Origin of the sequence: Streptomyces sp. NPDC007189 (assembly GCF_040703635.1) — a bacterium.
Lineage (GTDB): Bacteria > Actinomycetota > Actinomycetes > Streptomycetales > Streptomycetaceae > Streptomyces.
Genome location: NZ_JBEYEY010000006.1, coordinates 153,017 through 179,932 on the forward strand (window position 1 = coordinate 153,017; position 26,916 = coordinate 179,932).

A 26,916-nucleotide genomic window follows, 5' to 3' on the forward strand; every position below is an offset into this window, starting at 1 on the left:
TCACCCGTAGGCGGCGACCAGCGTGTCGATCGCCGGGGCGAGGTAGGCGCGGGTCAGCTCCGCACGGCGGACCAGCCAGTCCCCGCCGGCCGGGGCGGGAGCGGCGCCGTAGCGCCGACGGGCGGTGTCCTCCACGACCTCGACGGGAGCACCGAGCGCCGGGAGTTCGGCGAGAGCCTCCCGCTTGGAGATCAGCCGCCCGTCCCGCAGCGTCACGGTGGCACGGGCGAAGGTCAGCAGTCCCAGGTCCACCCACACGTCCTGCCGCCACAGCCGGGCCCGGTCCACCGCCGGGCGCCAGTAGTCACGCTGGTCCCGTACGACGAAGTCGCTCAGCTGCCGCTCCGGCACGGCCGGGATCAGCCCGGCCGGTGGCTCACCGTGCAGCACCCGGCCGAAGTCGCGCAGCTCGCGGCGGGTGACGGGGGTGACCGGGCGGCGCAGCACGCGGCCGTGTGCCCACGTGAGATGCGAGCGGTCCGGGTCCTCCAGAGTGGCCGGGGTGAGATAGGTGCAATGGAGTTTCCCGGCGAGCGGCACGGCGCGCAGACTGCGGTGCAGGCCGACCAGCCGCCGCACGGTCGCCGGGCGCATCGGGCCCGGCAGTACGGCGATCAGGTCGAGGTCGCTGCGGCCCTCCTGGTAGTCACCGCCGGCGAATGAGCCGTGTGCCCACACCCCGCGCGGTCGCAGGGGCAGCAGTTCGTCCAGGAACCGGTGAAGCAGCGATGCGGTCGGCATCCGCCCAGTGTGGGCACCTCAGGTCAGCCCGTACACCCGGCGCGCGTTGTCCGCCGCGACCATGCGGGCCACCCGCTGGGCGTCCTCGAGGGACCAGGCGCCGTCGGCGACCCAGGTGCCCAGGACGCGGGCCAGGGCCTCGCGGAAGAGGCGGGCGCCGACGACGTGCAGTTCCGGCAGACCGTGGGCGCCGGTGGAGAAGAGGATCTTGCCGAAGGGCGCCAGCTCCAGGATCTCGGCGAGGACGGTCGCCGCGCGGGCGCCGGTGCGCACGAGCGCGGCGCCGGCGTCGGTGTAGACGTGCGGGAAGACGCCGGCCAGGTGGGCGGCGTTGCGGTGGTACGGATAGCCGTGCAGCAGGATCAGATCGGTGCCGAGACCGGCCGTGGCCCGCACGAAGTCGGTGAGCAGCACGGGGTCGGTGCGGTCGATGCGGGAGCCGGGCTCACCGAGCCCGGCGTGCAGTTGCAGGGGCAGGCCCGAGGCGACCGCGATCCACAGCAGGTGCCGCAGCAGCACCGGGTCGGTGAGCGGCCCGCCGACCCGGCGTCCGGCCAGCCAGCGCCCCGCCGCGCCCCGCACCTCCCCCGGCCCCGGTGGCTCGGGCACCAGCGCGAGGCCGTGCCGGACGCCGGCGACGGAGGTGAAGGCGACGGCGCTCGCGGCGGCGCCGTGCACCGACTCGGCGAGGTTGGCGAGGAAGGACTCGACGGTGCCGGAGGTGTCGGCGACCTGCTCGGCGAGTTGCTCCAGCCGGACGATCTCGCGGGCCTCGGCCTCGCCGGTGGACGCCATCTCGCCGGGGCCGGTGAGGTCGCCGGGCAGGCCGGTGTCGACCAGGTAGGTGGTGATGCCGCTGCCGCGCAGCAGCCTGCGGCCCGCTTCCAGCACGCCCAGTTCCCGGCGCCGGGCCAGATAGCGGGCGGGCGGGCAGTGCGGTTCCAGGCCGAGCAGGGGCGGGCACCAGCGCCGTACGGCGAAGCCGGTCTGGGTGTCGAAGAGGGTGGTGCCGGGCGCGGGCGGTCCCTCGGTGCGGGCGAGCTGGGCCTCGAAGGTGCCGAGGCCCAGCTCCTTTCTCAGTACGCCGTGGCAGTACTGGTCCACGAGGGACGGCGTTTCGATCATTCCCGGCCTCCCCGCTGCGCTCGGCTTCAACGGCCTAACGGGTGAACGGGGTTTCAGGTGGCGGTTCGGCTCGGGAATGCGCGTTCATCGGCCGGCTGCGGGCCGTCGCTGGATTCTCGCGCCCACGCGGCGGAGCCGCACATCGGCACAGCCCCGCGCCCCTTTGGGGCGCGCTGTTCAGCCGCCTACTTGAATGCCGGCCATTCGCTTCCACTCGTACGTGCTCGTCTTCACCTTCGCCGCGAGTTCGCCGTCGAAGGACTCGTGGCGGGTGATGCCGGACTTCTCCACCGCCTGCTCGGCGACGGCGTACGTGGGGGCCACGAGGTCGCCCCAGCCGCCGTCCTCGCCGACGAGGACGATGCGGGCGCCGCGCTCGCCGATGTAGGCCACCTGGCCCTCGGCGCCGCCGTGGGCCCTGGCGAAGGCGCTGATCTCCCGGGCGAGCTTGGCCACCTTGCGCTCGGCCCTCGCGTCAACCTGCTGCGTGTCTGCCATGGCCAGGATGCTACTCGCGGGTAGATCGACTGGCGAGGGCAGGGCTCTGTGACGTGCGCCCGGTGTGCGTCAGTGCAGGAACGGGTCCACCGCGATCGCCACGAACAGCAGCGACACATAGGTGATGGACCAGTGGAACAGCCGCATCTCCTTCAGCTTCGCGCCGGTGACCTCGGACCTGGCCCGGTTCTGCAGCGCGTGCGCCTCCCACAGCCACCAGCCGCCGGCGGCCAGCGCGACGGCCGTGTAGAACCAGCCGGTGTAGCCGAGCGGGGTGAGCAGCAGGGAGACGGCGACCATGACCCAGCTGTAGATGACGATCTGCTTGGCGACGACCTTGTTGGAGGCGATGACCGGCAGCATCGGCACGCCCACGCGCGCGTAGTCGTCCTTCACCTTCATGGACAGCGGCCAGTAGTGCGGCGGGGTCCAGAAGAAGATGACGAGGAAGAGGATGACCGGGGCCCAGGACAGGGAGTCGGTCACGGCCGACCAGCCGATGAGCACGGGCATGCAGCCCGCGATGCCGCCCCACACGATGTTCTGCGACGTACGCCGCTTGAGGATCATCGTGTAGACGACGACGTAGAAAAGGAGCGCTCCGAGCGAGAGCCACGCGCTCAGCCAGTTGACGGTGAGTCCGAACAGCAGCGTCGAGACGACCGCCAGCGTGATGCCGAAGGCGAGGCACTCGGGCGGGCTGACCATGCCGGTCACCAGCGGCCGCTGCGAGGTGCGGTCCATCAGGGCGTCGATGTCCCGGTCGATGTACATGTTCAGCGCGTTGGCGCCGCCCGCCGAGAGGTAGCCGCCGACACAGGTCAGCAGGACCAGCTTCAGGTCCGGCACGCCCTGCTGGGCCAGGAACATCACCGGAACGGTGGTGATGAGCAGCAGCTCGATGATCCGCGGCTTGGTCAGAGCCACGAACGCCTTGACACGGGCCCCGAACGGCCGGTGAACCGGGCCCTGGCTCGCACCACCCAGCACGCCCGCTGGACGTGATTCGACGGCCGTCACGCACACCCCTGACAGAGACTCCCAGCGAGCCTCCCCCTGGGAAGTGCCGGTAAAGGCTCGCGCGTACCACGCCACTTTAGACGTTGCCCATACCCCGGCCTTCGCGGGGGTGGGGTCGTGTTGGCACACCCGCCATAAGAGGGGACACGGCACTCGATTGAGCGCTCAGATGACCACCTCCGTATTCATGTGCCAAATGCCCCTGTCGGCCAGTCGGGAGGCGGATGACGCGGAGTCCCGGCAGTCTGTAAACACTCGAAAAAACGCACGTCCTCACGGGGGTAGGCTCGTCAGCGGCCGGCGGGCGACAAGCACGCCGGCGGCCGGGTGGGCGTATGCCCCGACGACCGGCGACCGACATGTGGAGAGGAGCCCTGACCCAGGGTGAGCACCAAGCCGACCACCACAGACCTTGAGTGGACCGAGCTGGACCAGCGGGCCGTGGACACCGCCCGAGTCCTGGCCGCCGACGCCGTACAGAAGGTCGGCAACGGCCATCCCGGTACGGCGATGAGCCTGGCCCCGGCCGCGTACACCCTCTTCCAGAAGGTGATGCGGCACGACCCCGCCGACCCGGAGTGGGTCGGGCGCGACCGCTTCGTGCTGTCCGCCGGCCACTCGTCCCTGACCCTCTACACGCAGCTCTACCTGGCCGGTTTCGGCCTGGAGCTCGAGGACCTGGAGTCCTTCCGCACCTGGGGTTCGAAGACCCCGGGCCACCCGGAGTACGGGCACACCAAGGGCGTCGAGACCACCACCGGTCCGCTCGGCCAGGGTGTCGCCAACGCGGTGGGCATGGCGATGGCCGCCCGCTACGAGCGCGGCCTGTTCGACCCCGAGGCGCCGCAGGGCGAGTCGCCCTTCGACCACTTCGTCTACTGCATCGCCGGCGACGGCTGCCTGCAGGAGGGCATCTCCGCGGAGGCCTCCTCGCTGGCCGGCCACCAGAAGCTCGGCAACCTGATCCTGCTGTGGGACGACAACCACATCTCGATCGAGGGCGACACCGAGACGGCCGTCTCCGAGGACACCGTCAAGCGGTACGAGGCGTACGGCTGGCACGTGCAGCGCGTCGAGCCGAAAGCCGACGGCGACCTGGACCCGCAGGCGATCCACGCCGCGATCCAGGAGGCGAAGAAGGTCACCGACAAGCCGTCCTTCATCGCGATGCGCTCGATCATCGCCTGGCCGGCCCCGAGCGCCCAGAACACCGAGGCCGCGCACGGCTCGGCGCTGGGCGAGGAGGAGGTCGCGGCCACCAAGCGCGTCCTCGGCTTCGACCCCGACAAGCACTTCCAGGTCGACGACGAGGTGATCGCCCACACCCGCAAGGCCCTGGAGCGCGGCGCCCAGGCGCGCGCCGAGTGGGAGAAGACCCTGCAGGTGTGGCGGGACGACAACCCCGAGCGCGCCGCCGAGTTCGACCGCATCAGCCGGGGCGAGCTGCCCACCGGCTGGGAGGAGAAGATCCCGGTCTTCGAGCCGGGCAAGGGCGTCGCGACGCGTGCCGCCTCCGGCAAGGTGCTGCAGGCGCTCGGCGCGGTGATCCCCGAGCTGTGGGGCGGCTCCGCCGACCTCGCCGGGTCGAACAACACGACCATCGACAAGGAGAGCTCGTTCCTGCCGGCGGGCAACCCGCTGCCCGAGGCCAACCCGTACGGCCGCACGATCCACTTCGGCATCCGCGAGCACTCCATGGGCGCCGAGCTGAACGGCATCACGCTGCACGGCAACACCCGGGTCTACGGCGGCACCTTCCTCGTCTTCTCCGACTACATGCGCAACGCGGTGCGCCTGTCGGCCCTGATGCACCTGCCGGTGACGTACGTGTGGACGCACGACTCCATCGGCCTCGGCGAGGACGGCCCCACCCACCAGCCGGTCGAGCACCTGGCCTCGCTGCGCGCCATCCCGGGCCTGAACATCGTGCGCCCGGCCGACGCCAACGAGACCGCGATCGCCTGGCGCGAGATCCTGCGCCGCTGGACCAAGGAGTTCGGCAAGGGGCAGCCGCACGGCCTCGCGCTCACCCGCCAGGGCGTGCCGGTGTACGAGCCGAACGAGGACGCCGCGCGCGGCGGTTACGTCCTGTTCGAGGCCGAAGGCGGCGAGCCGCAGGTCATCCTGATCGCCACCGGTTCCGAGGTGCACCTCGCGGTCGAGGCGCGGGAGCAGCTCCAGGCCGAGGGCGTTCCGACGCGCGTGGTGTCGATGCCGTGCGTCGAATGGTTCGAGCAGCAGGACCAGGGGTACCGGGACTCCGTGCTCCCGCCGTCCGTGAAGGCCCGCGTGGCCGTGGAGGCGGGTATCGGGCTGACCTGGTACCGGTACGTCGGGGACGCAGGCCGCATCGTTTCCCTGGAGCACTTCGGTGCTTCCGCCGACGGCAAGGTGCTCTTCCGCGAGTTCGGCTTCACTGCCGAGAACGTGGCCGCCAAGGCCCGGGAATCCATCGCCGCCGCCCAGCGCTGACGCTCATATACGACACGTAGGAGATGTAATTCCATGACAGACGCACTCAAGCGCCTCTCCGAGGAAGGCGTGGCGATCTGGCTGGACGACCTGTCGCGCAAGCGGATCACGTCCGGCAACCTCGCCGAGCTGATCGACCAGCAGCACGTCGTGGGCGTCACCACCAACCCGACGATCTTCCAGAAGGCGATCTCGCAGGGCGACGGCTACGACCAGCAGGTCGCGGACCTCGCGGCCCGCAAGGTCACCGTGGAAGAGGCCATCCGCATGATCACCACGGCGGACGTCCGCGACGCCGCCGACATCCTGCGGCCCGTCTTCGACGCCACCGGCGGCAAGGACGGCCGGGTCTCCATCGAGGTCGACCCGCGTCTCGCCCACAACACCCGCGCCACCGTCGCCGAGGCCAAGCAGCTGGCCTGGCTGGTGGACCGGCCCAACACCCTGATCAAGATCCCGGCCACCCAGGCGGGCCTGCCGGCGATCGCCGAGACCATCGGCCTCGGCATCAGCGTCAACGTCACCCTGATCTTCTCCCTGGAGCGGTACCGGGCCGTCATGGACGCCTACCTCTCCGGCCTGGAGAAGGCCAAGGAGCGCGGCCTGGACCTGTCGCTGATCCACTCCGTGGCGTCCTTCTTCGTGTCCCGCGTGGACACCGAGATCGACAAGCGCCTGGACGGCATCGGCACCGACGAGGCCAAGGCGCTGCGCGGCAAGGCCGCCGTCGCCAACGCGCGCCTCGCCTACCAGGCGTACGAGGAGGTCTTCTCCTCGAGCCGCTGGCAGGCGCTGGAGAACGCGGGCGCCAACAAGCAGCGTCCGCTGTGGGCGTCGACCGGCGTGAAGGACCCGGCGTACCCGGACACCCTGTACGTCACCGAGCTGGTCGCGCCGAACACGGTCAACACCATGCCGGAGGCCACGCTGGAGGCCACCGAGGACCACGGCGAGATCGGCGGCAACACGATCGCCGGCACCTACGAGCAGGCGCGTGCCGACCTGGACGCGCTGGAGAAGCTCGGCATCCCGTACGACGACGTGGTGCAGGTGCTGGAGGACGAGGGCGTCGAGAAGTTCGAGGCGTCCTGGAACGACCTGCTGAAGTCCACCCAGGCGGAGCTCGAGCGCCTCGCTCCTTCGGAGGGCTGATTTGTCACCCCTTTCCGGTTCGGGAGCGAACCCGCTTCGTGACCCGGCCGACCGACGGCTCCCGCGGATCGCGGGGCCGTCGGGCCTGGTCATCTTCGGGGTCACCGGCGATCTGTCCCGCAAGAAGCTGATGCCCGCGGTGTACGACCTCGCCAACCGGGGTCTGCTGCCGCCGGGCTTCTCGCTGGTGGGCTTCGCCCGCCGCGACTGGGAGCACGAGGACTTCGCCGCGGTCGTGCACGACGCGGTGAAGGAGCACTCGCGCACTCCGTTCCGTGAGGAGGTCTGGCAGCAGCTCCTGCAGGGGATGCGCTTCGTCCAGGGCACCTTCGACGACGACGAGGCCTTCGAGCGGCTGCGCGGCACCATCGAGGAGCTGGACAAGGCACAGGGCACGGGCGGCAACTTCGCCTTCTACCTGTCGGTGCCGCCGCGCTCGTTCCCGGTGGTCATCCAGCAGCTGAAGAAGCACGGTCTGGCCGACCAGTCGGGCGGTTCCTGGCGGCGCGCGGTCATCGAGAAGCCGTTCGGACACGACCTGAAGTCGGCCGAGGAGCTGAACAAGGTCGTGCACGAGGTGTTCGAGCCGGACCAGGTGTTCCGGATCGACCACTACCTCGGCAAGGAGACCGTCCAGAACATCCTGGCACTGCGCTTCGCCAACACGATGTTCGAGCCGGTCTGGAACCGGTCCTTCGTGGACCACGTGCAGATCACCATGGCCGAGGACATCGGCATCGGCGGCCGGGCCGGCTACTACGACGGCATCGGCGCCGCCCGCGACGTCATCCAGAACCACCTGCTGCAGCTCATGGCGCTCACCGCCATGGAGGAGCCGGCCTCCTTCGGCGCGGACGCGCTGGCCGCGGAGAAGGAGAAGGTGCTCGGCGCGGTACGGCTGCCCCAGGACCTGGGCGGCAACACCGTCCGCGGCCAGTACGCGGGCGGCTGGCAGGGCGGCGAGAAGGTCATCGGCTACCTCGAGGAAGAGGGCATCGACCCGCAGTCGAAGACCGACACGTACGCGGCGATCAAGCTGGAGATCGACAACCGCCGCTGGGCGGGCGTCCCGTTCTACCTGCGCACCGGCAAGCGTCTGGGCCGCCGGGTGACGGAGATCGCGGTCGTCTTCCAGCGGGCCCCGCACTCCCCCTTCGACACCACGGCGACGGAGGAGCTGGGCCAGAACGCGGTCGTCATCCGCGTCCAGCCGGACGAGGGCGTCACGGTCCGCTTCGGCTCGAAGGTGCCGGGCACCTCGATGGAGATCCGGGACGTGTCCATGGACTTCGCCTACGGCGAGTCCTTCACGGAGTCCAGCCCGGAGGCGTACGAGCGGCTCATCCTGGACGTGCTGCTGGGCGACGCCAACCTCTTCCCCCGCACGGAGGAGGTCGAGCTGTCCTGGAAGATCCTCGACCCGATCGAGGAGTACTGGGACAAGCACGGCAGGCCCGCGCAGTACAAGTCGGGCACCTGGGGGCCGGCCGAGGCGGACGAGATGCTCGCACGAGACGGACGGAGCTGGCGCCGGCCATGAAGATCGATCTGACCGACACCACCGCCGGCGACATCAACAAGGCGCTCGTGCGGGGCCGCCGCGCCATCGGCACGCCCGCCGTCGGCATGGTGCTGACCCTCGTCATCGTCACCGACGAGGAGAACGCCTACGACGCCCTGAAGGCCGCCAACGACGCCTCGCGCGAGCACCCTTCGCGCACGCTGGTGGTCATCAAGCGGGTGTCCCGCACCCCGCGCGACCGCACGTCCTCGCGGCTGGACGCCGAGGTGCGGGTGGGCGCGGACGCGGGCACCGGCGAGACGGTCGTGCTGCGGCTGTACGGCGAGGTCGTGGACCACGCCGACTCGGTCGTACTGCCGCTGCTGCTGCCGGACGCGCCGGTGGTGGTGTGGTGGCCGGTGAACGCCCCGCTCGATCCGGCGAAGGACCCGCTGGGCGCGCTCGCCCAGCGCCGGGTCACCGACACCTACGCCGCCGAGCAGCCGGTGCGGGAGCTGTCCGCCCGCGCCGCGGCCTACACGCCCGGCGACACCGACCTGTCCTGGACGCGGATCACCCCGTGGCGTTCCATGCTCGCGGCCGCGCTCGACCAGGTCGCGTGCGAGGTGAGGGCCGTCGAGGTGGAGGGCGAGGAGTTCAACCCGAGCTGCGAGCTGCTGGCGATGTGGCTCGCGGACCGGCTGGACGTCCCGGTGAAGCGGTCGCTGTCGGGCGGCCCGGGGCTCACCGCGGTCCGCATGGACACCACCTGCGGCCCGATCGTCCTGGACCGCGCGGACGGCACGCTGGCCACGCTGTCCGTCCAGGGCCAGCCGAGCCGCGCGGTGGCGCTGAAGCGGCGGGACACCGCCGAGCTGATCGCGGAGGAGCTGCGCCGGCTCGACCCGGACGACACCTACGCGTCGGCGCTGCGCTACGGCGTGGAGCGGCTGAACACGGTGCCGGAACAGCACTCTCCGGCGAGTGAGCCGGTCGCCGAGCCGGAGCCCGTGGAGGAGGCGGCCAAGGCGCCGGCGAAGAAGGCGGCGGCCAGGTCCGCGAAGAAGGCACCGGCGAGGAAGGCGACGGCGAAGTGAGCACTCCGCAGCTGGTCGTCCACCGCGACAAGGAGCTGATGGCGCAGGCTGCCGCGGCCCGCCTGATCACGAAGATCGTGGACGCGCAGGCCTCCCGGGGCACCGCGTCCGTGGTCCTCACCGGCGGCCGCAACGGCAACGGCCTGCTGGCCGCGCTGGCGGCGGCTCCCGCCCGGGACGCCATCGACTGGGGCCGCCTGGACCTGTGGTGGGGCGACGAGCGCTATCTGCCCGAGGGCGACCCCGAGCGCAATGTCACGCAGGCCCGCGAGGCCCTGCTGGACTCCGTGCCCCTGGACCCGGAGCGCGTGCACGCCATGCCCGCCTCCGACGGCCCGTACGGCACGGACGTCGAGGCGGCGGCGGAGGCGTACGCGGCTGAGCTGGCGAAGGCGGCCGGACCGGAGAACCACGGTGCGGTGCCCACCTTCGACGTGCTGATGCTGGGCGTCGGCCCGGACACCCATGTGGCCTCGCTCTTCCCGGAGTTGCCGGCCGTACGGGAGACCGAGCGGACGGTGGTCGGCGTGCACGGCGCGCCGAAGCCGCCGCCCACCCGGATCTCCCTCACCCTGCCGGCGATCCGCTCGGCCCGTGAGGTCTGGCTCCTCGCGGCCGGCGAGGACAAGGCGGAGGCCACGGCCATCGCCCTGTCGGGCGCGGGCGAGATCCAGGCCCCCGCCGCCGGGGCGTACGGCCGCTCGCGCACGCTGTGGCTGCTGGACTCGGCGGCGGCCTCACAGCTGCCGAGGTCGCTGTATCCGCCGGCGTCGCCGTGATCCACTGAGGTCCCCCCTCGAAGGCACTTCACACAATCTCCACCGGACATCCATGTACCGGTCAACTTTTGTGTAAGCTCCATGCGCTGCATCCGCACCATTTGAGGGGGGACCTCATCATGCGCATACGCTTCGCGCTCGCCGCCGCCGTCACGGCCGGAACGCTCGCCGTCGTCGTGGCGGCCCCGGCCCAGGCCACCGAGTACTCCTCCGCCCTGAAGATCAAGGGCGTCCAGTACGACGCCCCGGGGCGGGACTCCAACAGCTGCTCGACGGGCAACACCCGCGACGAGTACCTGACGATCAAGAACTACTCGCACGGCACGACCGTCAACCTCAAGGGCTACGTCGTCAAGGACGCCGCCGGCAACCGGTTCACCTTCCCGTCCACCCACTACCTCGAGCCCGGTGACTACGTGAAGCTGCGCGGCGGCCACGGCACCGACTCGGACGCGAAGAACGTCGTCTACCGCCAGAACTGCAACTTCCTCTGGAACAACGACAAGGACACCATCTACCTCTACAAGCCCTCCGGCGCCCACGCGGACACGCACGCCTACACCAAGTCCCGCGACGACCGGGACGGCAACGGCTACATCACCTTCCACGGCTGACCCCGCGCGGCCCGGGGAGGGTGAGGGTGAACCCGTACAAGCGCCCGTACCGGCGTGTGCGCCTGTGGGCGGCCGGCGTCGCGCTGCTGGCCGCCGGCACGGCCGGCTGCGGCCAGTCCGGCGGCGCGGCCAAGGCGTCGGCGCCGACGCCCCAGCCCACCGTGACCGTCACGGCGACGGCCACCGTGACCGCGGAGCCGGAGCCCGGACCCACGGTCACCCGGACGAAGACCGTCCGGGCGCCCGGACCGACCGTCACCGTCACCCGGGCCGCCTCCGGCACCGTGCGCAGTGGCGGCACCGGCGGCGGCAGCGGCAGTAGCACCTGCTCGATCATCTCCAACGCGGGCAACTGCTACCAGGCGGGCCAGTTCTGCCGCAGCAGCGACCACGGGGCGACGACCATGACCGCGGGCGGCACGCCGATCAGGTGCTCCTACAGCGGCAGCGCCTGGCGGTGGACGTACGCGTGAGCCGGGCGGGCTCGGTCACTTGACCGAGCCCGCCATCACGCCCTGCACGAAGTGCCGCTGGAAGGCGAAGAACACCACCACCGGCACGATCAGGGACAGGAAGGCGCCCGGCGCCAGCACGTCGATGTTGCTGCCGAACTGCCGGATCTGGGACTGGAGTTCCACCGTCAGCGGCTGCGAGGAGCTGTCCGCGAACAGCAGCGCCACCAGCATGTCGTTCCACACCCACAGGAACTGGAAGATGGCGAGCGAGGCGATCGCGGGACGGCCCACCGGCAGCACCAGCCGGGTGAAGATGCGCCACTCGCTGCCGCCGTCCATCCGGGCCGCCTCCAGCATCTCCTTCGGCATCTCCGCGAAGTAGTTCCGGAGCAGGAACACCGCGAAGGGCAGGCCGTAGGCGACGTGGAAGAGGACGACGCCGGGGATCGTGCCGAACAGGCCCAGCGCGCCGAAGAGTTTGGCCACCGGCAGCAGGCCGATCTGCACGGGCACCACCAGCAGGGCCACCACCAGCAGGAAGAGGGGTTCCCGCAGCGGGAAGTCCAGCCAGGCGAAGGCGTATCCGGCGAGCGCGGCGATGACCACGACCAGCGCGGTGGCCGGCACCGAGATCAGCACCGTGTTCCAGAAGGACTGCACCATGCCGGAGTTCTTCAGCAGCGCCGAGTAGTTGTCGAAGGACAGCTGGCCGGGGCTGGTGAACGCCGTCCACCAGCCGCCCTTGGCCGTGTCCTGGGCCGAGCGCAGGGAGGACAGGAAGAGTCCGGCCAGCGGGGTCAGCCAGACCAGGCCGATCACCACCAGGAAGGCCTGCACCAGGCCGTTGCCCAGACCCCGCCTGATCGCGTTCATCGCTGACTCCTCATCGCTGACTCCTTCGGAAACGCCGGACGTTGAAGACCATCGCGGGGATCACCAGCAGCAGCAGGAGCACGCCGAGCGCGCTGCCCAGGCCCTGGTTGTTGCCGCCGCCGAAGGACACCAGCCACATCTGGGTGGCGAGCACCGTGGCGTCCTCCTGCACCGGTCCGGGCGCGATGATGTAGACGAGGTCGAAGACCTTCATCACGTTGATCACGAGCGTGACGAAGACGACCGTGAGGACGGGCGCCAGCAGGGGGACCGTGATCCTGCGGAAGATCTGCCACTCGTTGGCTCCGTCCATCCGTGCCGCCTCGAGCGCGTCCCGGGGCAGTGTGGACAGTCCGGCGCCGATCAGGACCATCGCGAAGCCGGTCCAGATCCACAGGTAGGCGCCGATGATCGCCGGGGTGACGAGCGTCGGCCCGAGCCAGGAGACGCCCTGGTAGGGCTGGGCGAAGTTGGACGCCGGGAGCTTCACCGTGTAGGAGCCGGCGCGCAGCCCGGAGAAGCGGAAGGAGCCGTCGGCCGCGGTGGTCGCGCTCGCGACGGTGTGCCCGTCACGCACCGCCTGCACCTTCATGCCGGGCAGGCCGCTCTCCTTCGGGTCGACCTTGCCCTGTCTGCCTCCACCGCCGGGGGTGAAGTCCAGGTAGACGACACCGCGCAGCTCGCCGGGCGCCGCCGGGCGCGAGGCCGCCGCCGCGGCGGGCTCGGCGCCCCCCGGCAGGTCCTTGGGCAGCACGCCGACCATCGGGAGATTCACCGTGTGCCCGGCGGCGGCGGTCGTACGGTACGAGCCGTCCCGGTCCTGGGTGAGCAGGCCCGTGCGGCCGCGCGCCGTCGGGTAGGCCGAGGTGCCCTGGAAGGCGTCGTGGACGGAGACCACGGCCGCGTTCAGCACGCCCTTGTTCGGGTCCTGGTCGTAGGCGAGCCGGAAGATGATGCCGGCGGCCAGGAAGGACACCGCCATCGGCATGAAGAGCAGCAGCTTGAAGGCGGTGGCCCAGCGGACCTTCTCCACCAGGACGGCCAGGATCAGGCCCAGGCCGGTCAGCAGGGCCGGGGCCACGACCACCCAGATGGTGGTGTTCCGGATGGCCTTCAGGGTCGCCGGGTCACGGAACATCTCGGCGTAGTTGTCGCCGCCCACGAAACGGGTGCCGGAGGCGTCGAAGAAGCTCCGGCCGACGGAGAACAGCACCGGGTAGACGACGAGCGCGCCGAGCAGGAGCAGCGCGGGGAAGACGAAGAGCAGGGCGATCAGCCGGGCGCGCCGCCGGCCGCGGCGCCCGCGCGCCACGCCGGCGGCGGCCGGCTCGGCCGCCCGCTGTTTCACGACAGTGGTGGCGGCCATGGTCAGTCCTGGTAGGCCTTCGCCGCGGCCGACTCCAGCTTCGCCGCCGTGCCCTTGGGGTCGGACGGGTCGCGCAGGAAGTCCTGGAGCAGCTTCCACTCGCCTGCGCCCTTGGTGCCGCCGAAGGCCGCCGGCGCCTGGTCGGACATGTCGAAGCGGACCGAGTCGCCCGCCGCGATGAGGGACTTGGCGGTGGCGCGGGTGACGTCGTCGCCGTAGGAGGACAGGTCGAGCTTCTTGTTCGGGGACAGGAAGCCGCCCGCCTTGGCCCAGACGGCCGCGGCCTCGGGGGTGGCCAGGTACTCCAGGAGCTTCATGCCGGCCTTGCTGTTCTTGCCGTCCTTGAGGACGACCGCCGCGTCACCGCCGCTGACGACCGGTGCCGCGCCGCCGTCGACCGCCGGGAACGGGAAGAAGTTCGCGTCCTTGCCGATGGTCTTGCCGTACTGGTCGTGCGCGACGCCGGCCACGAAGTCGCCCTCGTAGACCATGCCGGCCTGCGGCTTGGGCCCGAACACCTTCTCCACCGAGCCGGGGAAGTCGGTGTTCAGGGCCTCCTTCTGGCCGCCCGCGATCAGCTGCTTGTCCTTGAACAGCTTGCCGAGCGTGGTGAGCGCCTTGACGACCGACGCGTCCGTCCACTTCAGCTTGTGCGTGGCGAGGGCGTCGTACTTCTCGGGGCCGGCCTGGGAGAGGTAGACGTTCTCGAACCAGTCGGTGAGGGTCCAGCCGTCCTCGCCGCCGACGGCGAAGGCGGCGAGCCCGGAGTCGGAGACGGTGTGACCGGCCTTGAGCATCTCGTCGTACGTCTTCGGCGGCTTGACCCCGGCCTGGGCGAGCGCGTCGGGGCTGTACCAGACGGTGGACTTGTGCGCGGCCTTGAAGTACAGGCCGTACACGGTGCCGTCGACGCTGCCGTAGTTCTTCCACACCGGCGCGTAGTCGGCGGTGATCGTCTGCTGGGCGGTGGCGGACAGGGGCTTGAGCCAGCCCTTCTTCGCGAACTGCTGCAGAACGCCGACCTGCGGGACCATCACGACGTCGGGCGCGTTGCCGCCCTCGATCTTGCTGCCGACGACCGTGGAGACGTTGTCGCCGGTGGAGATGAACTGGGTCTTGGCGCCGGTCTTCGCGGTGAACGCGTCCAGCACCTTCTGGAAGTTCTTCTGCTCGCTGCCGGTCCAGACGCCGGCCACGGTGACGGTCTGGCCGCTGAGCGCCTTGTCGCCCCCGCCGGCGGAGACCGGTCCGCCGCCGCAGGCGGTGGCGCCGAGCGCGAGGGTGAGGGCTGTGCAGCCGGTGAGCAGGGTGGTACGGCGTCGCATCATCGTCGATGTCCTTTTCGAGAGGGGGTTGATCACAGGTCGCTGAGCCACCAGGCGGCCGTGGCGCCGGGCAGGACGCCGGCCGGGCAGGGGCCGCTGGAGAGCAGGGGGGTCCCGGAGACGGGGGCGGGCACGGGGGCCGTACCGAAGTTGACGGCGCAGACCAGGCCGTCGCCGCGGCTGAAGGCGAGGACGCCGGGCTGGGTGTCCAGCCAAGTCAGCGCGCCTTCGCCCAACTGCGGCAGGGAGCGCCTGAGGTGCAGGCCGTCGCGGTACAGGTGCCAGAAGGAGCGGGTGTCGGCGAGGGCGCGGTCGGTGGCGTACTCGGCGAAGTAGTCGGGCTGCGGCAGCCAGGGCTTGACCCCCTCGACACCGGTGGTGAAGCCGAACGGGGAGGCCTGGCCGGACCAGGGCAGCGGCACCCGGCAGCCGTCGCGGATCCGGGCGCGGCTGCCGGTGCGGCGGAATATCGGGTCGGTGAGGACGTCGTCGGGCAGGTCGACGACCTCGGGCAGGCCCAGTTCCTCGCCCTGGTAGATGTACGCGGCGCCGGGCAGCGCGAGCATCAGCAGCGCGGCGGCGCGGGCGCGGGCGGCGCCGAGGCCGCTGCCCTCGGGGGCGGGTTCGCCGTAGCGGGTGACGGTGCGGACCTGGTCGTGGTTGTTGAGGACCCAGGTGACCGTCGAGCCGGTGCCGGCGATGTCCTGCATGGCCTCGCAGATGACCTTGCGGAAGGCGTCGGCGTCCCAGGGGGCGCCGAGCAGGTCGAAGAAGAAGGCCTGGTGGAGTTCGTCCGGGCGGACGTACAGGGCGTGTTCGCGGGCGGTGGGCACGGAGACCTCGCCGACGAGGAGGCGGTCGCGGCCGTCGCGTGCGGTGTACTCCTCGCACAGGGCGCGCCAGCGGCGCCACACCCCGTGAACCTCGGGCTGGTTCCAGGCGAGCGGGTTGACCGAGTCGCGGGTGCGGGCGTCGGCCTCCGGGTCGTCGGAGTCGGGCAGTTCGGGGTGCTTGAACAGTCCGGCGGCCACGTCGATGCGGAAGCCGTCCACGCCCCGGTCGAGCCAGAAGCGCAGGACGCGGTCGAACTCGTCGGCGACCTCGGGGTTGCGCCAGTTCCAGTCGGGCTGCTCGGGCGTGAACATGTGCAGGTACCACTGGCCGTCGCCGGCCCGGGTCCACGCGGGGCCGCCGAACATGGCGTGCCAGTTGTTGGGCGGTTCGGCGCCGTCGGGGCCGCGCCCGTCGGCGAAGTGGAAGCGGGCGCGGGCCGGGCTGCCGGGGGCGCTCTGCAGTGCTTCGCGGAACCAGGGGTGCTCGCTGGAGCAGTGGTTCGGGACGATGTCGAGGAGCACCTTGATGCCGAGCCGCCGGGCGGCCGCCATCAGCAGGTCGAACTCGGCGAGGTCGCCGAAGAGCGGGTCGACGTCGCAGTAGTCGGCCACGTCGTAGCCGTGGTCGTGCTGCGGGGAGGGGTAGAACGGGCTCAGCCAGATGCCGTCGACGCCGAGTTTCTTGAGGTACGGCAGTCCGGCCCGGACTCCGGCCAGATCGCCGACGCCGTCGCCGGTGCTGTCGAGAAAGCTGCGGACGTAGACCTGGTAGATCACCGCGTCACGCCACCAATGATGCCTGTTCAACCCTTGTGCCTGTCTTTCCGAAGGGCCCAGCTGCGAAGGGCAGCGGTTATGCATGCATGTTAGGTAGCCGTGTCGCGAGGGTGTCAACGAAAAGAACAGAAGCTACTGGAGAGTTGAGGGAACAAATCCGGACTTAATGGGGCATCATGAGCCGAGATGAGATCCGGGCGTTACCTAACAAGTAACTAGCAGCGGAGTCAGCGACGGGCGATCGCGTCGAGCTCGCGCGCCAGCCGGCGCACGGCCTGCTCGGGCGTCTGGCGCCCGGTGAGCGCGTCCTGCACCACCGCCTGCACCACCAGGCTGACCTGGTCGTAGTGCGGGCTCTTGGGGCGCGGCCGGGCGGTGAGCACGGCGGTGCGCAGCGTCGGCAGGTAGGGGAAGCGCCGGATCAGGGCGGGGTCTTCGTAGAGCGCGGCGCGCACGGGCGGCAGCGAGCCCCGGGTGAGCACCTGGCGCTGGACGGGCTCGCTGGTGAGGTAGGCGATCAGGCGCGCGGCCGAATCGGGGTGCCGGGTGTGGGAGTTGACGGCGAGGTCGGAGCCGCCGAGCACGCTGGTGCCCGGCCCGTCGGGCCCGGGGATCGGCACGGCGCCGATCTTCCCGGCGACCTTGGAGCCCTTGGCGGAGGCGACGGCATAGGCGTAGGGCCAGTTGCGCAGGAAGAGGAGCCTGCCGTCCTGGAAGGCCTGCTTGGACTCCTCCTCCTTGTACGTCAGCGCCGCCTTCGGTATCCAGCCCTCGCGCACACCGCGGGCGAGGAAGCCGATGCCCTCGCGCGCGGCGGAGGAGTCGACGGTGACCCGGGTGCCCTCGCCGCCCAGGATGGTGCCGCCCGCCGAGTAGACGGCCTCGGCCGCGTTGACGGTGAGGCCCTCGTAGGGCAGGAACTGGCCCGCGTAGCCGTCGAGTCCGTACTTGGGTGCGATGGTCTTCGCGTCGTGCTCCAGCTCGGCCCAGGTGCGCGGCGGGGGCACGCCCTCCTTGGCGAGGATGTCCTTGCGATACAGGAGAAGTCCGGCATTCGTGACGTACGGGACCGCGTACAGGCGGCCGTCGTAGGTGGCCGTGTCCACGACCGGCGGCAGGAAGCTCTTCAGCGGGAAGCGGTCGCGCGGCAGCGGGCGGATCCAGCCGGCCGCCGCGAACTCCGAGGTCCAGTTGACGTCGATGTTGAGGACGTCGAAGCGGCCCCGGTCACCGCCGCGCAGATCGGTGGTCATCTGCGCATGGGTCTCGTCGGCGGAGTCCGGCAGCTCGACGAGGGTGACCTTCTCGCCGGGGTGGGTGCGGTTCCAGCCCTGGAGAAGCGGGGCGAGATAGCCGGTGAGGTCGCCGGCGGTGGCCAGGGTGAGGGGGCCGCGGCCGTCGCCGCCCGCGTCGTCGGCGTGGGCGCCGGAGGCGACGTACCCCGTCATGATCACGGCGAGTACGAGGAGACCCCTACCGGCGGCGCGTATCCACCGCATAGGTTCCTCCCTGAACACATACACACGGCTCCGGGCCTCTTCGCCGGGAGTCAGGGCCATGTATACCTGTTAGGTATGGGCGATACTAGGGCCTGGAGCACATTGTGAGAGGACAGGAGGACAGCACGCGTGCGCCTGCCCCTCCTGGCACTCCTCGCCCGCGGCCCCGCCCACGGCTACGAGCTGAAGCAGGACCTTGAGCAACTGCTGGGCTCCGCGTACCCTCAGCCCAACGTCGGCCAGATCTACGTCACCCTCGGCCGCCTCGAGAAGTCGGGACTGATCGAGGGCGAGGACGTCGAGCAGTCCAGCCGACCCAACAAGAAGGTCTACCACCTCACCGACGCCGGGCGCGAGGCGCTGCACGCCTGGTTCGAGGAGACCGAGGACGAGCCGCGGGTGCGGGACGAGTTCTTCATGAAGCTCGCCCTCGCCCCGCAGACCGGTCTCACCGACCAGATGGCCCTCATCAACAAACAGCGGCGCCAGTACCTCAACACCATGCGCAACCTGTCGAAACTGGCCGCGGCCGAGAACCGGGACAACCGCATCGCCCACCTGCTCATCGAGGGCGCGATGCTGCATCTGCAGGCCGACCTCGACTGGCTGGAGCGGTGCCAGGAGGAACTGGAATGAGCGAGGACACTGTTCCGGTGCTGCGGGCAGCCGGTCTGGTGAAGACCCACCACGGCGAGGGCGCGCCCGCGCACGCCGTGCGCGGGGTCGACCTGTCCGTGGCGCGCGGCGAGTTCGTCGCGATCACCGGCCCGTCGGGCGCCGGCAAGTCCACGCTGCTGCATCTGCTCGGCGGGCTGCAGCGGCCGGACGAGGGCAGCATCTGGCTGGACGGGCGCTGCACGGACTCCTTCAGCGAGGCGCGCTGGGCGGTGGAGCGCCGCAAGGCCATCGGGATCGTGTTCCAGTTCTTCAACCTGGTGTCGAACCTGTCCGTCGCCGACAACGTCGAGCTGCCCGCCCTGCTCGCCGGCGTCCCGCCGAAGAAGGCGCGCGCCGAACGCGAGGAGCTGCTGGCCGAGCTGGGGCTCGAGGGCAAGGAGCGCAGCATGCCGGGCGAGCTGTCCGGCGGCGAACAGCAGCGGGTCGCGCTCGCCCGGGCCCTGGTCAACCATCCCGCGCTGCTGCTGGCCGACGAGCCCGCCGGCAGCCTGGACAGCAAGGGCACGCGCGAGGTGATGCGGCTGCTGTCCCGCTTCCACGGGCGTGGTCAGACCATCGTCCTCGTCACGCACGACGCCCGGCTCGCGAGCGCCGCCGACCGCGTGATCAGCTTCTTCGACGGCCGCATAGCCGACGACGCCCCGCTGGACGGCGCGCCTGCCTCCCGCAGGCCGGGCATCTCGGGCGTGCTGGAGCTGAGGGACTGACGGTGCCGGATCTCAGGGACGTGCGAGCCGCCCTCCGGTGGGCGCACTCCGACCTGCGTACGCATCGCGGCGAGGCGCTGTTCCTCGTGCTGGCCACCGCCGGGATCGTCGCCTCGCTGCTGCTGGCCACCGCCCTGTTCGGGTACGCCACCAATCCCTGGCAGCGGGTCTTCACCCAGGCCCGCGGGGCGCATGTGTGGATTCACACCGTGCCGTCCGCCGACGCCGGCGGGCTGGCCCGGCTGGACGGGGTCCAGGCCGTGGCCGGCCCCTACCGCACCGAGTCCGCCACCGTCTCCGTACGCGGCGCCCGCGCCTCCGTTGAGCTGCGCGGCACCCCGCGGCTGCCCTCCGTCGGGCGGCCGCTGCTCGCCTCCGGGCACTGGCTGGATCCGGCCGAACCGGACGGCGTGGTGCTGGAGAGCAGCCTGGCCCGCGCGCTGCTGGCCGAACCCGGGGACACCCTCACCCTGCCCGGCACGGCACGCACGCTGACGGTCGAGGGCATCGCGGACAGCGCCGAGCCCCGCTACAGCCCGGGCGAGCAGCCGGGTCTGGTCTGGGCGCTGCCCTCCGCCGTGCGCACCCCCGGCGGCCAGGTGATCGGCCTGCGGCTCGCCGACCCGGCCGACACGGACTACGCGGTGCAGCGGGCGGTCACGGTGCTGGGCGCGGGCGCGGTCGGCGAGGTGTCCACCTGGCAGCAGGCGCGCTCGGCTGCCCAGGGCGACGACCGGCTGCTGGGCCAGGTGCTCGGCCTGTTCGGTCTGGGCGCCCTGATCGCCGCCGGGTTCGCCGTGCACGGCGCGATCGCCACCCGCATCCGGGGGCATCTGCGGGACATCTCAGTGCTGAAGGCGATCGGCTTCACGCCCGGCCAGGTGGTGCGGATCTTCCTGCTCCAGCACCTGGCGTACGCGCTGCTCGGCTCTCTCGCCGCGGCCGCGCTCGCCGAGACCCTGGGCCGCCGGATCCCGGGCCGGCTCGGCGACGCCGTGGGCGTCTGGCAGGGGCTGCCCGGGCACACCGTGGCGCTGTGCGTGGTGCCCGTGAGCGCGGTGCTGTTCATCGGCCTTACCACGGGTCTCGCGGCGTGGCGGGCCGGTCGGGTGCCGCCGGTTCCGGTGCCGCGCCGGGCCGGGCCGGCCGGCGGCCGGCTGACCGGTGTGGCCCGGCGGGCGCTCGGTCTGCGGCTGCCGGCCGCCCTGGTCCTCGGCTGCCACAAGGCGTTCGCGGGGCGCGGCCGGTCGCTGGCCACCGTGGCCCGGCTGACGCTGCCGCTGCTGCTGATCGTGGTGGCGCTCAGCGCCTGGACCACGATCGACCGCTTCCACAGCAGCCCCTCGCACGTGGGCCTGCCCACCTCGCTCACTGTCCGCACGGACGGCGCCCTGACCGCGTCCGGCGTGCGGTCCGTGCTGACCGGCGACTCCCGGGTCGCCGCCGCCTATCCCGGAGTCGAGGTCGCCGCTCTCGTCCCCGGCCAGACCGGCACCATCGCGCTGCGCGGCGTCGGCACCCGCGCCGAGCCCTACCCGTACGCCCTCGCCGCGGGCCGCGCGGCCCGCGGACCGGACGAGGCGGTGGCCGGCCAGGGCCTGCTGGACCTGCTGCACGCGCGGGTCGGCGACTGGGTGCGCATGACGGTGGGCGACCGGCCGCAGATCCTGCACATCGTGGGCCGCAGCATCGAACCGCAGAACGCCGGCCGGGTGGTCACCACCTCCCTGGACACCCTGCGCGAGAACGACCCCGCGCTGACCCCGGCCTTCTGGGAACTGCGGCTGCGTCCCGGCGCCGACGCGCGGAGCGTGGCCGCCGCGCTCGCCCGGGCCGGCCGGGGCCACCTCGATGTGCACCCCGTGACGAACCCGGCCGACGGTCTGTCCCCGCTGCGCGGCGTCGTCGCCGGACTGATCGCCGTGCTGGCCCTGATCGGGCTGGTCGAGCTGCTCACCGCCATCGGCGGCAGCGTCCGCGAGGGCGAACGGGACGTGCTGGCGCTGAAGGCGATCGGCATGTCGCCACGGCAGATCACCGCGATCACCGTCACGGCGACGAGCTGTACGGCCCTGGCCGCGGCGATCGCCGCCACGGCGCTGGGGCTGCCGCTGGGCCGCCGGCTGATCGACGCCCAGGGCAGCTCCAGCGGGATCGGGGCCGGTATCGCGCAGTCCCCGTCACCCGCACTGCTGCTCGTGCTGGGCGCGGCCGCCGTGCTGGGGGCGGCAGCACTGGCCGCCCTGCCCGCGGCCCGCGCGGCACGCGGACGCCTCGCGGACACCTTCAGCACGGTGGCCTGACGGCCCTCAGGACGAGCCCCTCTCCCCCACTGCTCGGGCTGGGCCCCGATCTTCGTGAGCAGCGCGGCAAAGGCATCACCGTCTAACAGCACCGCGTTGTAGTCGACCGGGACGCGGACGTTGTCGATCTCCGCGGTCGGGGTGCCGGGGCCCTGGGGGTCCTGTGTTCCGCCCGCCTCCTCGTACACCTCCTCGGCCCGGTCCACGAACGAGCGGTACTTCATGGTCTTCACCGCCGCGTCGAAGTCCGGGCCGCGCAGCCCGGGAACCAGCGCGGCCGGCTTCAGCAGGAAGGCGTCGGTGAGCCCGTCGGATCAGCTACGGCCGCGCAGCTGCCGGTACCTGGCGACCAGGGTCTTGGTCGAGGCGTCCAGGCCGGGCACCTCCGCGCCCTCGGTCAGGGCGGGTTCGACCCGCTTGGCCAGCACCTTGCCCAGCTCGACCCCCCACTGGTCGAAGGAGTCGATGTTCCACACCGCGCCCTGCACGAACACCTTGTGTTCGTAGAGCGCGATCAGCTGGCCGAGGACGGACGGGGTGAGTTCCTTCGCCAGAATGGTCGTCGTGGGCCGGTTGCCCTGGAAGGTCTTGTGCGGGACCAGCTCCTCCGCCACGCCCTCCGCACGGACCTCCTCGGCGCTCTTGCCGAAGGCGAGGGCCTGGGTCTGGGCGAAGAAGTTCGCCATCAACAGGTCGTGCTGCGCCTTGAGTTCACCGCTCAGCTCGGCCACCGGCTCGGCGAAGCCGATGAAGTCCGCGGGGATCAGCTTGGTGCCCTGGTGGATCAACTGGTAGTAGGCGTGCTGCCCGTTGGTACCCGGCGTGCCCCACACCACCGGCCCCGTCTGCCACTCCACCGGCCGGCCGTTGCGCTGCACCGACTTGCCGTTGGACTCCATGTCCAGCTGCTGGAGGTAGGCGGTGAACTTCGACAGGTAGTGGCTGTACGGCAGCACGGCGTGCGACTGGGCGTCGTGGAAGTTGCCGTACCAGATACCCAACAGGCCCAGAATGAAAGGCGCGTTGGCCCTGGCGGGGGCGGTGCGGAAGTGGTCGTCCATCAGCCGGAAGCCGTCGAGCATCTCCCGGAAGCGGTCCGGGCCGATGGCGATCATCAGCGACAGACCGATCGCGGAGTCGTACGAGTACCGGCCGCCGACCCAGTCCCAGAACTCGAACATGTTCTCGGGGTCGATGCCGAACTCGGTGACCTTCCCGGCGTTCGTGGACAGCGCCACGAAGTGCCGGGCCACCGCCGAGTCGTCGCCGAGCGCGTCCAGCAGCCACGTCCGCGCCGAGGTGGCGTTGGTGATCGTCTCGATGGTGGTGAAGGTCTTGGAGGCGATGATGAACAGCGTCTCGGCCGGGTCCAGGTCGCGGGTGGCCTCGTGCAGGTCGGCGCCGTCGACGTTGGAGACGAAGCGGACCGTCAGCTCCCGGTCGGTGAAGCTGCGCAGCACCTCGTAGGCCATGGCGGGGCCGAGGTCGGAGCCGCCGATGCCGACGTTGACGACGTTCCTGATCCGCTTGCCGGTGTGGCCGGTCCACTCGCCGGAGCGGACCCGCTCGGCGAAGGCGGCCATCTTGTCGAGGACGGCGTGCACCTTAGGAACGACGTTCTCGCCGTCGACCTCGATCACCGCGTCGCGCGGGGCGCGCAGGGCGGTGTGCAGCACGGCCCGGTCCTCGGTGACGTTGATCTTCTCGCCGCGGAACATGGCGTCCCTCAGCCCGGACACGTCCGTGGCGGCGGCCAGCTCGCGCAGCAGCCGCAGCGTCTCGTCGGTGACGAGGTGCTTGGAGTAGTCGATGTAGAGATCGCCGACCTGGAGGGTGTAGGTCTCACCGCGCCCGGGATCGGCCGCGAACAGCTCCCTGAGATGGGTGTCGGCCAGCTCCTCGCGGTGCTTGGCGAGAGCGGTCCACTCGGGCGTCTGGTTGAGCCTGGTACGGCCGTCTGCGTTCATTTCGACTTCCGCCTTCTTTCGTGCCTGTCCCAGCTGTTCCAACCTAGTTGATCACCGCTCGGCGCGAGCCGTCGTGACATCGCCGTGCGGCGCGACAACAGGTACGTCCGGCTTGCGGGCCGGTATCAGCGAGGTGACGGCGAGAGCGAAGAGGACCGCGGCGAGCAGGGCCGGGCCGTTCAGCCCGTACGCGCGCGCGGCGACCCCGCCGAGGAGTGCGCCGAGCGGGGCGCCGGACGTGGAGGCCGTGCGGAACGCGGCGGCGATCCGGCCCACCATGGGCTCGGGGCTGCGCTGCTGCATCAGGGTGACCTGGTTGACGTTCCACACCATGTTCATGGCGCCGAGCAGCAGCATGCCGGCGACGAGCGCGGCCAGGTGCCGTACGGATCCGATGAGCAGCAGCGACGACGTCTGGACACCGCCGGCGACCAGCAGCGCCCGCACCCTTCCGGTGCGCAGCGCGAGTCGCTGCGCGGCGAATCCCCCCGCGATGCTGCCCACCGAGTAGGCCGTCATCGCGGCCGCGTATCCGGCGTCGCCCGCGTCCAGCCAGCGTGTCACGTGCAGCGCGAGGGTGGCGATCAGGGCGCCCATGCCGATGTTGCACAGCAGCGTGGCCACGCAGATCGCGCGCAGTGCTCCGTCGCCCCACAGGGCGCGCAGGCCCGCACCGATCTCCGTGCGCAGGGTGCTGCCCGCGGGGCGTGACGCGCGCTGCGGCGGACGCGTCCGCAGGGACGCCACCAGGGCGGCAGCCACCAGGAAGGTGCTCGCGTCGGCCGCGAACGGCATGGCCGCGCCCGCCGTCAGCAGCAGCGGCACGAGCGGGGCGGCCAGCAGACCGCCGGCGATCTGCTGACCGGTCATCAGACGGGCGTTGGCGCCGCCCAGTGTCTCGCGGTCCACGAGCGCGGGCAGCAGGGCCGTCGCGGCGTTGTCGAAGAGGGTCTGGAGCGTGGTCAGCGCGAAGGCGAGGACGAGCAGCAGGGGGATCGAGGCGTGGCCCAGTCCCACGGTGACGGCGAAGGCGGCCACCAGCAGGCCGCGGACCGTGTCCACGGCCCACATCGCACGCCGTCCGTCGACCCGGTCGGCCACGGCCCCGCCGAGCAGGCCGAACAGCAGCCAGGGCACGTAACCACAGGCCGTCACGGAGGCGATGACCAGGGGCTCGTCACTGAGCCGGACGGCGAGCAGGGGCAGCGCGGAGGTCCGTAACGCGTCCCCGAACCGGGAGACCACGGCGGCCGTCCACAGCCGTCCGAAGCCCCCGCGCCATCCGGGCGCACGGCTCTGGCCCGTCTTGGTCTCCCCCGTGCCGACCATTGCCAGAACTCCCCTCGCGCGGTTCTCGCCTGCACTGACAACCGTAGGGGGCAGCACTGACAATCGGCCGTGCGAGCGGAGCGATATGGCTCCGGCCGGGCACGTGGAAGGCGCCCGGCCGGTGTCAACTTCTAGATCTCGCCCCGCAGTTTGGCGAGCGCCTCGGCGAGGATCGCCTCGCCGTCCGCGTCGCTGCGCCGCTCCCGTACGTACGCGAGGTGCGTCTTGTACGGCTCGGTGCGCGGGGGGTCCGGCGGGTTGTCCCGGTCCTGACCGGCCGGGAAGCCGCAGCGGGGGCAGTCCCAGGTGTCGGGGACCTGCGCGTCGCTGGCGAAGCTCGGCTGCGTCTCATGCCCGTTGGAGCACCAGAAGGAGATGCGCAGACGCGGCGCGGACTCGCCGCGCTCGGCCTCGCCCATCGGCCCCGCCCCGACCCGGCTTCCTCGGATCGCGTTGCCACTTGCCACGGTCGTAACTCCCTGCGTGATGGTGCCGCGAAGCGAGTCGGCGTTTCGCTTCGCTGCGAGCGCCTCAGTCTACGTAAGGCCCAACGCGCGTCCAGTGTTGGGAGTTACCAGCCCCACACCCAGACGCAAGCCCCATGATAGGCCGCGCCCTGGAGCGCGTACCGAACATGGGGCCTTACGTGCCGAATATGCGTGATGTGTGTGCTGCGATGGTGTCAGCTGGTCGTCTTCATCAGGATGCCGAGGACGATGATGCACGCGAACCACAGCACACCGATCACGATGGTGATCCGGTCGAGGTTGCGCTCGGCGACCGACGAGCCGCCGACGGACGACGCCATGCCACCGCCGAACATGTCGGAGAGGCCGCCGCCCTTCCCCTTGTGCATCAGCACCAGCAGCATCAGCAGCAGGCTGAAGATGATCAGGGCGATCGAGAACCCCACAACCACGGCTGGACCAACTTCCTCGGATTCGGATGGACGACGGGGGCACAGCGTCCCGGCTGTGCCCCCGCAAGAGTACGACGTATTGCCGCTACCGCCTACTCACAGCTCGCGTCACTGATCGCGGAACCGCACGATCTTGACGAACTCGTCGGCGTCCAGCGAGGCGCCGCCGACCAGGGCGCCGTCGATGTCGGCCTGCGCCATGATCTCGGCGACGTTGCCCGACTTCACGGAGCCGCCGTACTGGATGCGGACCTTGTCTGCCACGTCCTGCGTGTACAGCTCGGCGATCTTGGCGCGGATGGCGGCGCAGACCTCCTGCGCGTCCTCGGCGCCGCAGACCTTGCCGGTGCCGATGGCCCACACGGGCTCGTAGGCGATCACGATCGTCTCGGCCTGCTCGGCCGGGAGGTCCTTCAGACCGCCCTCGACCTGGGCGAGGGTGTGGGCGACGTGGTTGCCCGCCTCGCGGACGTCCAGCTCCTCGCCGACGCACAGGATCGGGGTCAGGCCGTGCTTGTAGGCGGCCTTGACCTTGGCGTTCACCAGCTCGTCGGTCTCGGCGTGGTACTGGCGGCGCTCGGAGTGGCCGATGACCACGTAGGTGCACTTGAGCTTGGCCAGCATCGGGCCGGAGATCTCGCCGGTGTAGGCGCCGGAGTCGTGCTGCGAGATGTCCTGGGCGCCGTACTTGATCTTGAGCTTGTCGCCGTCGACCAGGGTCTGCACGGAGCGCAGGTCGGTGAAGGGCGGCAGGACGGCGACCTCGACGGCCTCGTAGTCCTTGTCGGCCAGGGCGAAGGCGAGCTTCTGGACGTGCGCGATGGCCTCGAGGTGGTTGAGGTTCATCTTCCAGTTGCCCGCCATCAGCGGCGTGCGGGTGCTCAAG

24 protein-coding genes are annotated in these 26,916 nt (G+C 71.1%); 10 read left to right on the plus strand and 14 right to left on the minus strand.

The window, feature by feature from the left end; translation table 11 throughout:
* The 4 genes from AB0950_RS14910 to AB0950_RS14925 all read right to left on the minus strand — a co-directional run bounded on the left by AB0950_RS14910 (position 1) and on the right by AB0950_RS14925 (position 3,390).
* Positions 1 to 741 (minus strand): nucleotidyltransferase domain-containing protein, encoded by a 741-nt coding sequence (locus AB0950_RS14910; protein WP_366778661.1) that lies wholly within the window; start codon positions 739 to 741, stop codon positions 1 to 3.
* 18 nt (positions 742 to 759) lie between these two features.
* Positions 760 to 1,866 carry an amidohydrolase family protein gene (locus tag AB0950_RS14915; RefSeq protein WP_360150523.1) on the minus strand — a complete coding sequence of 369 codons (1,107 nt, stop codon included), beginning with the start codon at positions 1,864 to 1,866 and terminating at the stop codon, positions 760 to 762.
* Between the two features lie 177 nt (positions 1,867 to 2,043).
* A complete protein-coding gene (locus AB0950_RS14920; RefSeq protein ID WP_360571329.1) occupies positions 2,044 to 2,364 on the minus strand; it encodes a hypothetical protein in 321 nt (106 codons plus the stop codon).
* A gap of 69 nt (positions 2,365 to 2,433) precedes the next feature.
* Positions 2,434 to 3,390, minus strand: coding sequence for a heme o synthase (locus tag AB0950_RS14925; RefSeq protein ID WP_360150518.1), 957 nt, complete (start codon positions 3,388 to 3,390; stop codon positions 2,434 to 2,436).
* Between the two features lie 378 nt (positions 3,391 to 3,768).
* Here AB0950_RS14925 and tkt point away from each other — a divergent pair, with 378 nt between their 5' ends.
* The 7 genes from tkt to AB0950_RS14960 all read left to right on the plus strand — a co-directional run bounded on the left by tkt (position 3,769) and on the right by AB0950_RS14960 (position 11,472).
* The gene (gene tkt, locus AB0950_RS14930) at positions 3,769 to 5,856 is read left to right on the plus strand and encodes a transketolase (RefSeq protein ID WP_360150513.1); all 2,088 of its coding nucleotides are present in this window, start codon (positions 3,769 to 3,771) and stop codon (positions 5,854 to 5,856) included.
* 33 nt (positions 5,857 to 5,889) lie between these two features.
* A complete protein-coding gene (tal, locus tag AB0950_RS14935; protein WP_360150510.1) occupies positions 5,890 to 7,008 on the plus strand; it encodes a transaldolase in 1,119 nt (372 codons plus the stop codon).
* A gap of 1 nt (position 7,009) precedes the next feature.
* Positions 7,010 to 8,548, plus strand: coding sequence for a glucose-6-phosphate dehydrogenase (gene zwf, locus AB0950_RS14940; protein WP_360150507.1), 1,539 nt, complete (start codon positions 7,010 to 7,012; stop codon positions 8,546 to 8,548).
* Complete coding sequence (opcA, locus tag AB0950_RS14945) at positions 8,545 to 9,606, plus strand: glucose-6-phosphate dehydrogenase assembly protein OpcA (protein WP_360150504.1); 1,062 nt, start codon at positions 8,545 to 8,547, stop codon at positions 9,604 to 9,606. The genes zwf and opcA overlap by 4 nt, the downstream gene beginning before the upstream one ends.
* On the plus strand, positions 9,603 to 10,385 hold the full coding sequence (gene pgl, locus AB0950_RS14950) for a 6-phosphogluconolactonase (RefSeq protein WP_360150501.1): 783 nt from the start codon (positions 9,603 to 9,605) through the stop codon (positions 10,383 to 10,385). The genes opcA and pgl overlap by 4 nt, the downstream gene beginning before the upstream one ends.
* A 119-nt stretch (positions 10,386 to 10,504) precedes the next feature.
* Positions 10,505 to 10,999: a lamin tail domain-containing protein gene (locus tag AB0950_RS14955; protein WP_360150498.1), complete on the plus strand. Its 495-nt coding sequence runs from the start codon at positions 10,505 to 10,507 to the stop codon at positions 10,997 to 10,999.
* Between the two features lie 20 nt (positions 11,000 to 11,019).
* The gene (locus AB0950_RS14960; protein ID WP_366778662.1) at positions 11,020 to 11,472 is read left to right on the plus strand and encodes a hypothetical protein; all 453 of its coding nucleotides are present in this window, start codon (positions 11,020 to 11,022) and stop codon (positions 11,470 to 11,472) included.
* Positions 11,473 to 11,487: 15 nt separating this feature from the next.
* Here the strand turns inward: AB0950_RS14960 and AB0950_RS14965 are convergent, their stop codons facing one another.
* The 5 genes from AB0950_RS14965 to AB0950_RS14985 all read right to left on the minus strand — a co-directional run bounded on the left by AB0950_RS14965 (position 11,488) and on the right by AB0950_RS14985 (position 18,127).
* Positions 11,488 to 12,327, minus strand: a complete 840-nt coding sequence (locus AB0950_RS14965) for a carbohydrate ABC transporter permease (protein ID WP_360571333.1) — start codon at positions 12,325 to 12,327, stop codon at positions 11,488 to 11,490.
* A 10-nt stretch (positions 12,328 to 12,337) separates the two neighbouring features.
* A complete protein-coding gene (locus tag AB0950_RS14970) occupies positions 12,338 to 13,693 on the minus strand; it encodes an ABC transporter permease subunit (protein ID WP_360150489.1) in 1,356 nt (451 codons plus the stop codon).
* A 2-nt stretch (positions 13,694 to 13,695) separates the two neighbouring features.
* Entirely contained in the window at positions 13,696 to 15,021 is a 1,326-nt protein-coding gene (locus AB0950_RS14975; protein WP_360571337.1) for an ABC transporter substrate-binding protein, read from the minus strand.
* A gap of 29 nt (positions 15,022 to 15,050) precedes the next feature.
* Positions 15,051 to 16,712 carry a glycoside hydrolase family 13 protein gene (locus tag AB0950_RS14980; RefSeq protein WP_360150483.1) on the minus strand — a complete coding sequence of 554 codons (1,662 nt, stop codon included), beginning with the start codon at positions 16,710 to 16,712 and terminating at the stop codon, positions 15,051 to 15,053.
* Positions 16,713 to 16,855: 143 nt separating this feature from the next.
* Positions 16,856 to 18,127: an ABC transporter substrate-binding protein gene (locus AB0950_RS14985; protein WP_360150480.1), complete on the minus strand. Its 1,272-nt coding sequence runs from the start codon at positions 18,125 to 18,127 to the stop codon at positions 16,856 to 16,858.
* A gap of 129 nt (positions 18,128 to 18,256) precedes the next feature.
* Between AB0950_RS14985 and AB0950_RS14990 the strand changes: the two genes are divergently transcribed.
* From AB0950_RS14990 to AB0950_RS15000, 3 genes are read left to right on the plus strand one after another with little or no spacing between them, the layout of a single operon-like run.
* On the plus strand, positions 18,257 to 18,763 hold the full coding sequence (locus tag AB0950_RS14990) for a PadR family transcriptional regulator (protein ID WP_360150477.1): 507 nt from the start codon (positions 18,257 to 18,259) through the stop codon (positions 18,761 to 18,763).
* Entirely contained in the window at positions 18,760 to 19,512 is a 753-nt protein-coding gene (locus AB0950_RS14995; protein WP_360150474.1) for an ABC transporter ATP-binding protein, read from the plus strand. The genes AB0950_RS14990 and AB0950_RS14995 overlap by 4 nt, the downstream gene beginning before the upstream one ends.
* Before the next feature lie 20 nt (positions 19,513 to 19,532).
* The gene (locus AB0950_RS15000) at positions 19,533 to 21,815 is read left to right on the plus strand and encodes an FtsX-like permease family protein (protein WP_366778741.1); all 2,283 of its coding nucleotides are present in this window, start codon (positions 19,533 to 19,535) and stop codon (positions 21,813 to 21,815) included.
* Positions 21,816 to 22,129: 314 nt separating this feature from the next.
* On the opposite strand, the gene pgi is transcribed toward AB0950_RS15000, so the two are convergent.
* The 5 genes from pgi to tpiA all read right to left on the minus strand — a co-directional run bounded on the left by pgi (position 22,130) and on the right by tpiA (position 26,915).
* The gene (gene pgi, locus AB0950_RS15005; protein WP_366778663.1) at positions 22,130 to 23,782 is read right to left on the minus strand and encodes a glucose-6-phosphate isomerase; all 1,653 of its coding nucleotides are present in this window, start codon (positions 23,780 to 23,782) and stop codon (positions 22,130 to 22,132) included.
* A gap of 51 nt (positions 23,783 to 23,833) precedes the next feature.
* Complete coding sequence (locus AB0950_RS15010) at positions 23,834 to 25,111, minus strand: MFS transporter (RefSeq protein WP_366778664.1); 1,278 nt, start codon at positions 25,109 to 25,111, stop codon at positions 23,834 to 23,836.
* Positions 25,112 to 25,242: 131 nt separating this feature from the next.
* Positions 25,243 to 25,578, minus strand: coding sequence for an RNA polymerase-binding protein RbpA (locus AB0950_RS15015; RefSeq protein WP_003957010.1), 336 nt, complete (start codon positions 25,576 to 25,578; stop codon positions 25,243 to 25,245).
* A gap of 215 nt (positions 25,579 to 25,793) precedes the next feature.
* Positions 25,794 to 26,030: a preprotein translocase subunit SecG gene (gene secG / locus AB0950_RS15020; RefSeq protein ID WP_360150465.1), complete on the minus strand. Its 237-nt coding sequence runs from the start codon at positions 26,028 to 26,030 to the stop codon at positions 25,794 to 25,796.
* Between the two features lie 108 nt (positions 26,031 to 26,138).
* Positions 26,139 to 26,915, minus strand: coding sequence for a triose-phosphate isomerase (tpiA, locus tag AB0950_RS15025; RefSeq protein ID WP_360150462.1), 777 nt, complete (start codon positions 26,913 to 26,915; stop codon positions 26,139 to 26,141).
* Between the last annotated feature and the right edge of the window lies 1 nt (position 26,916).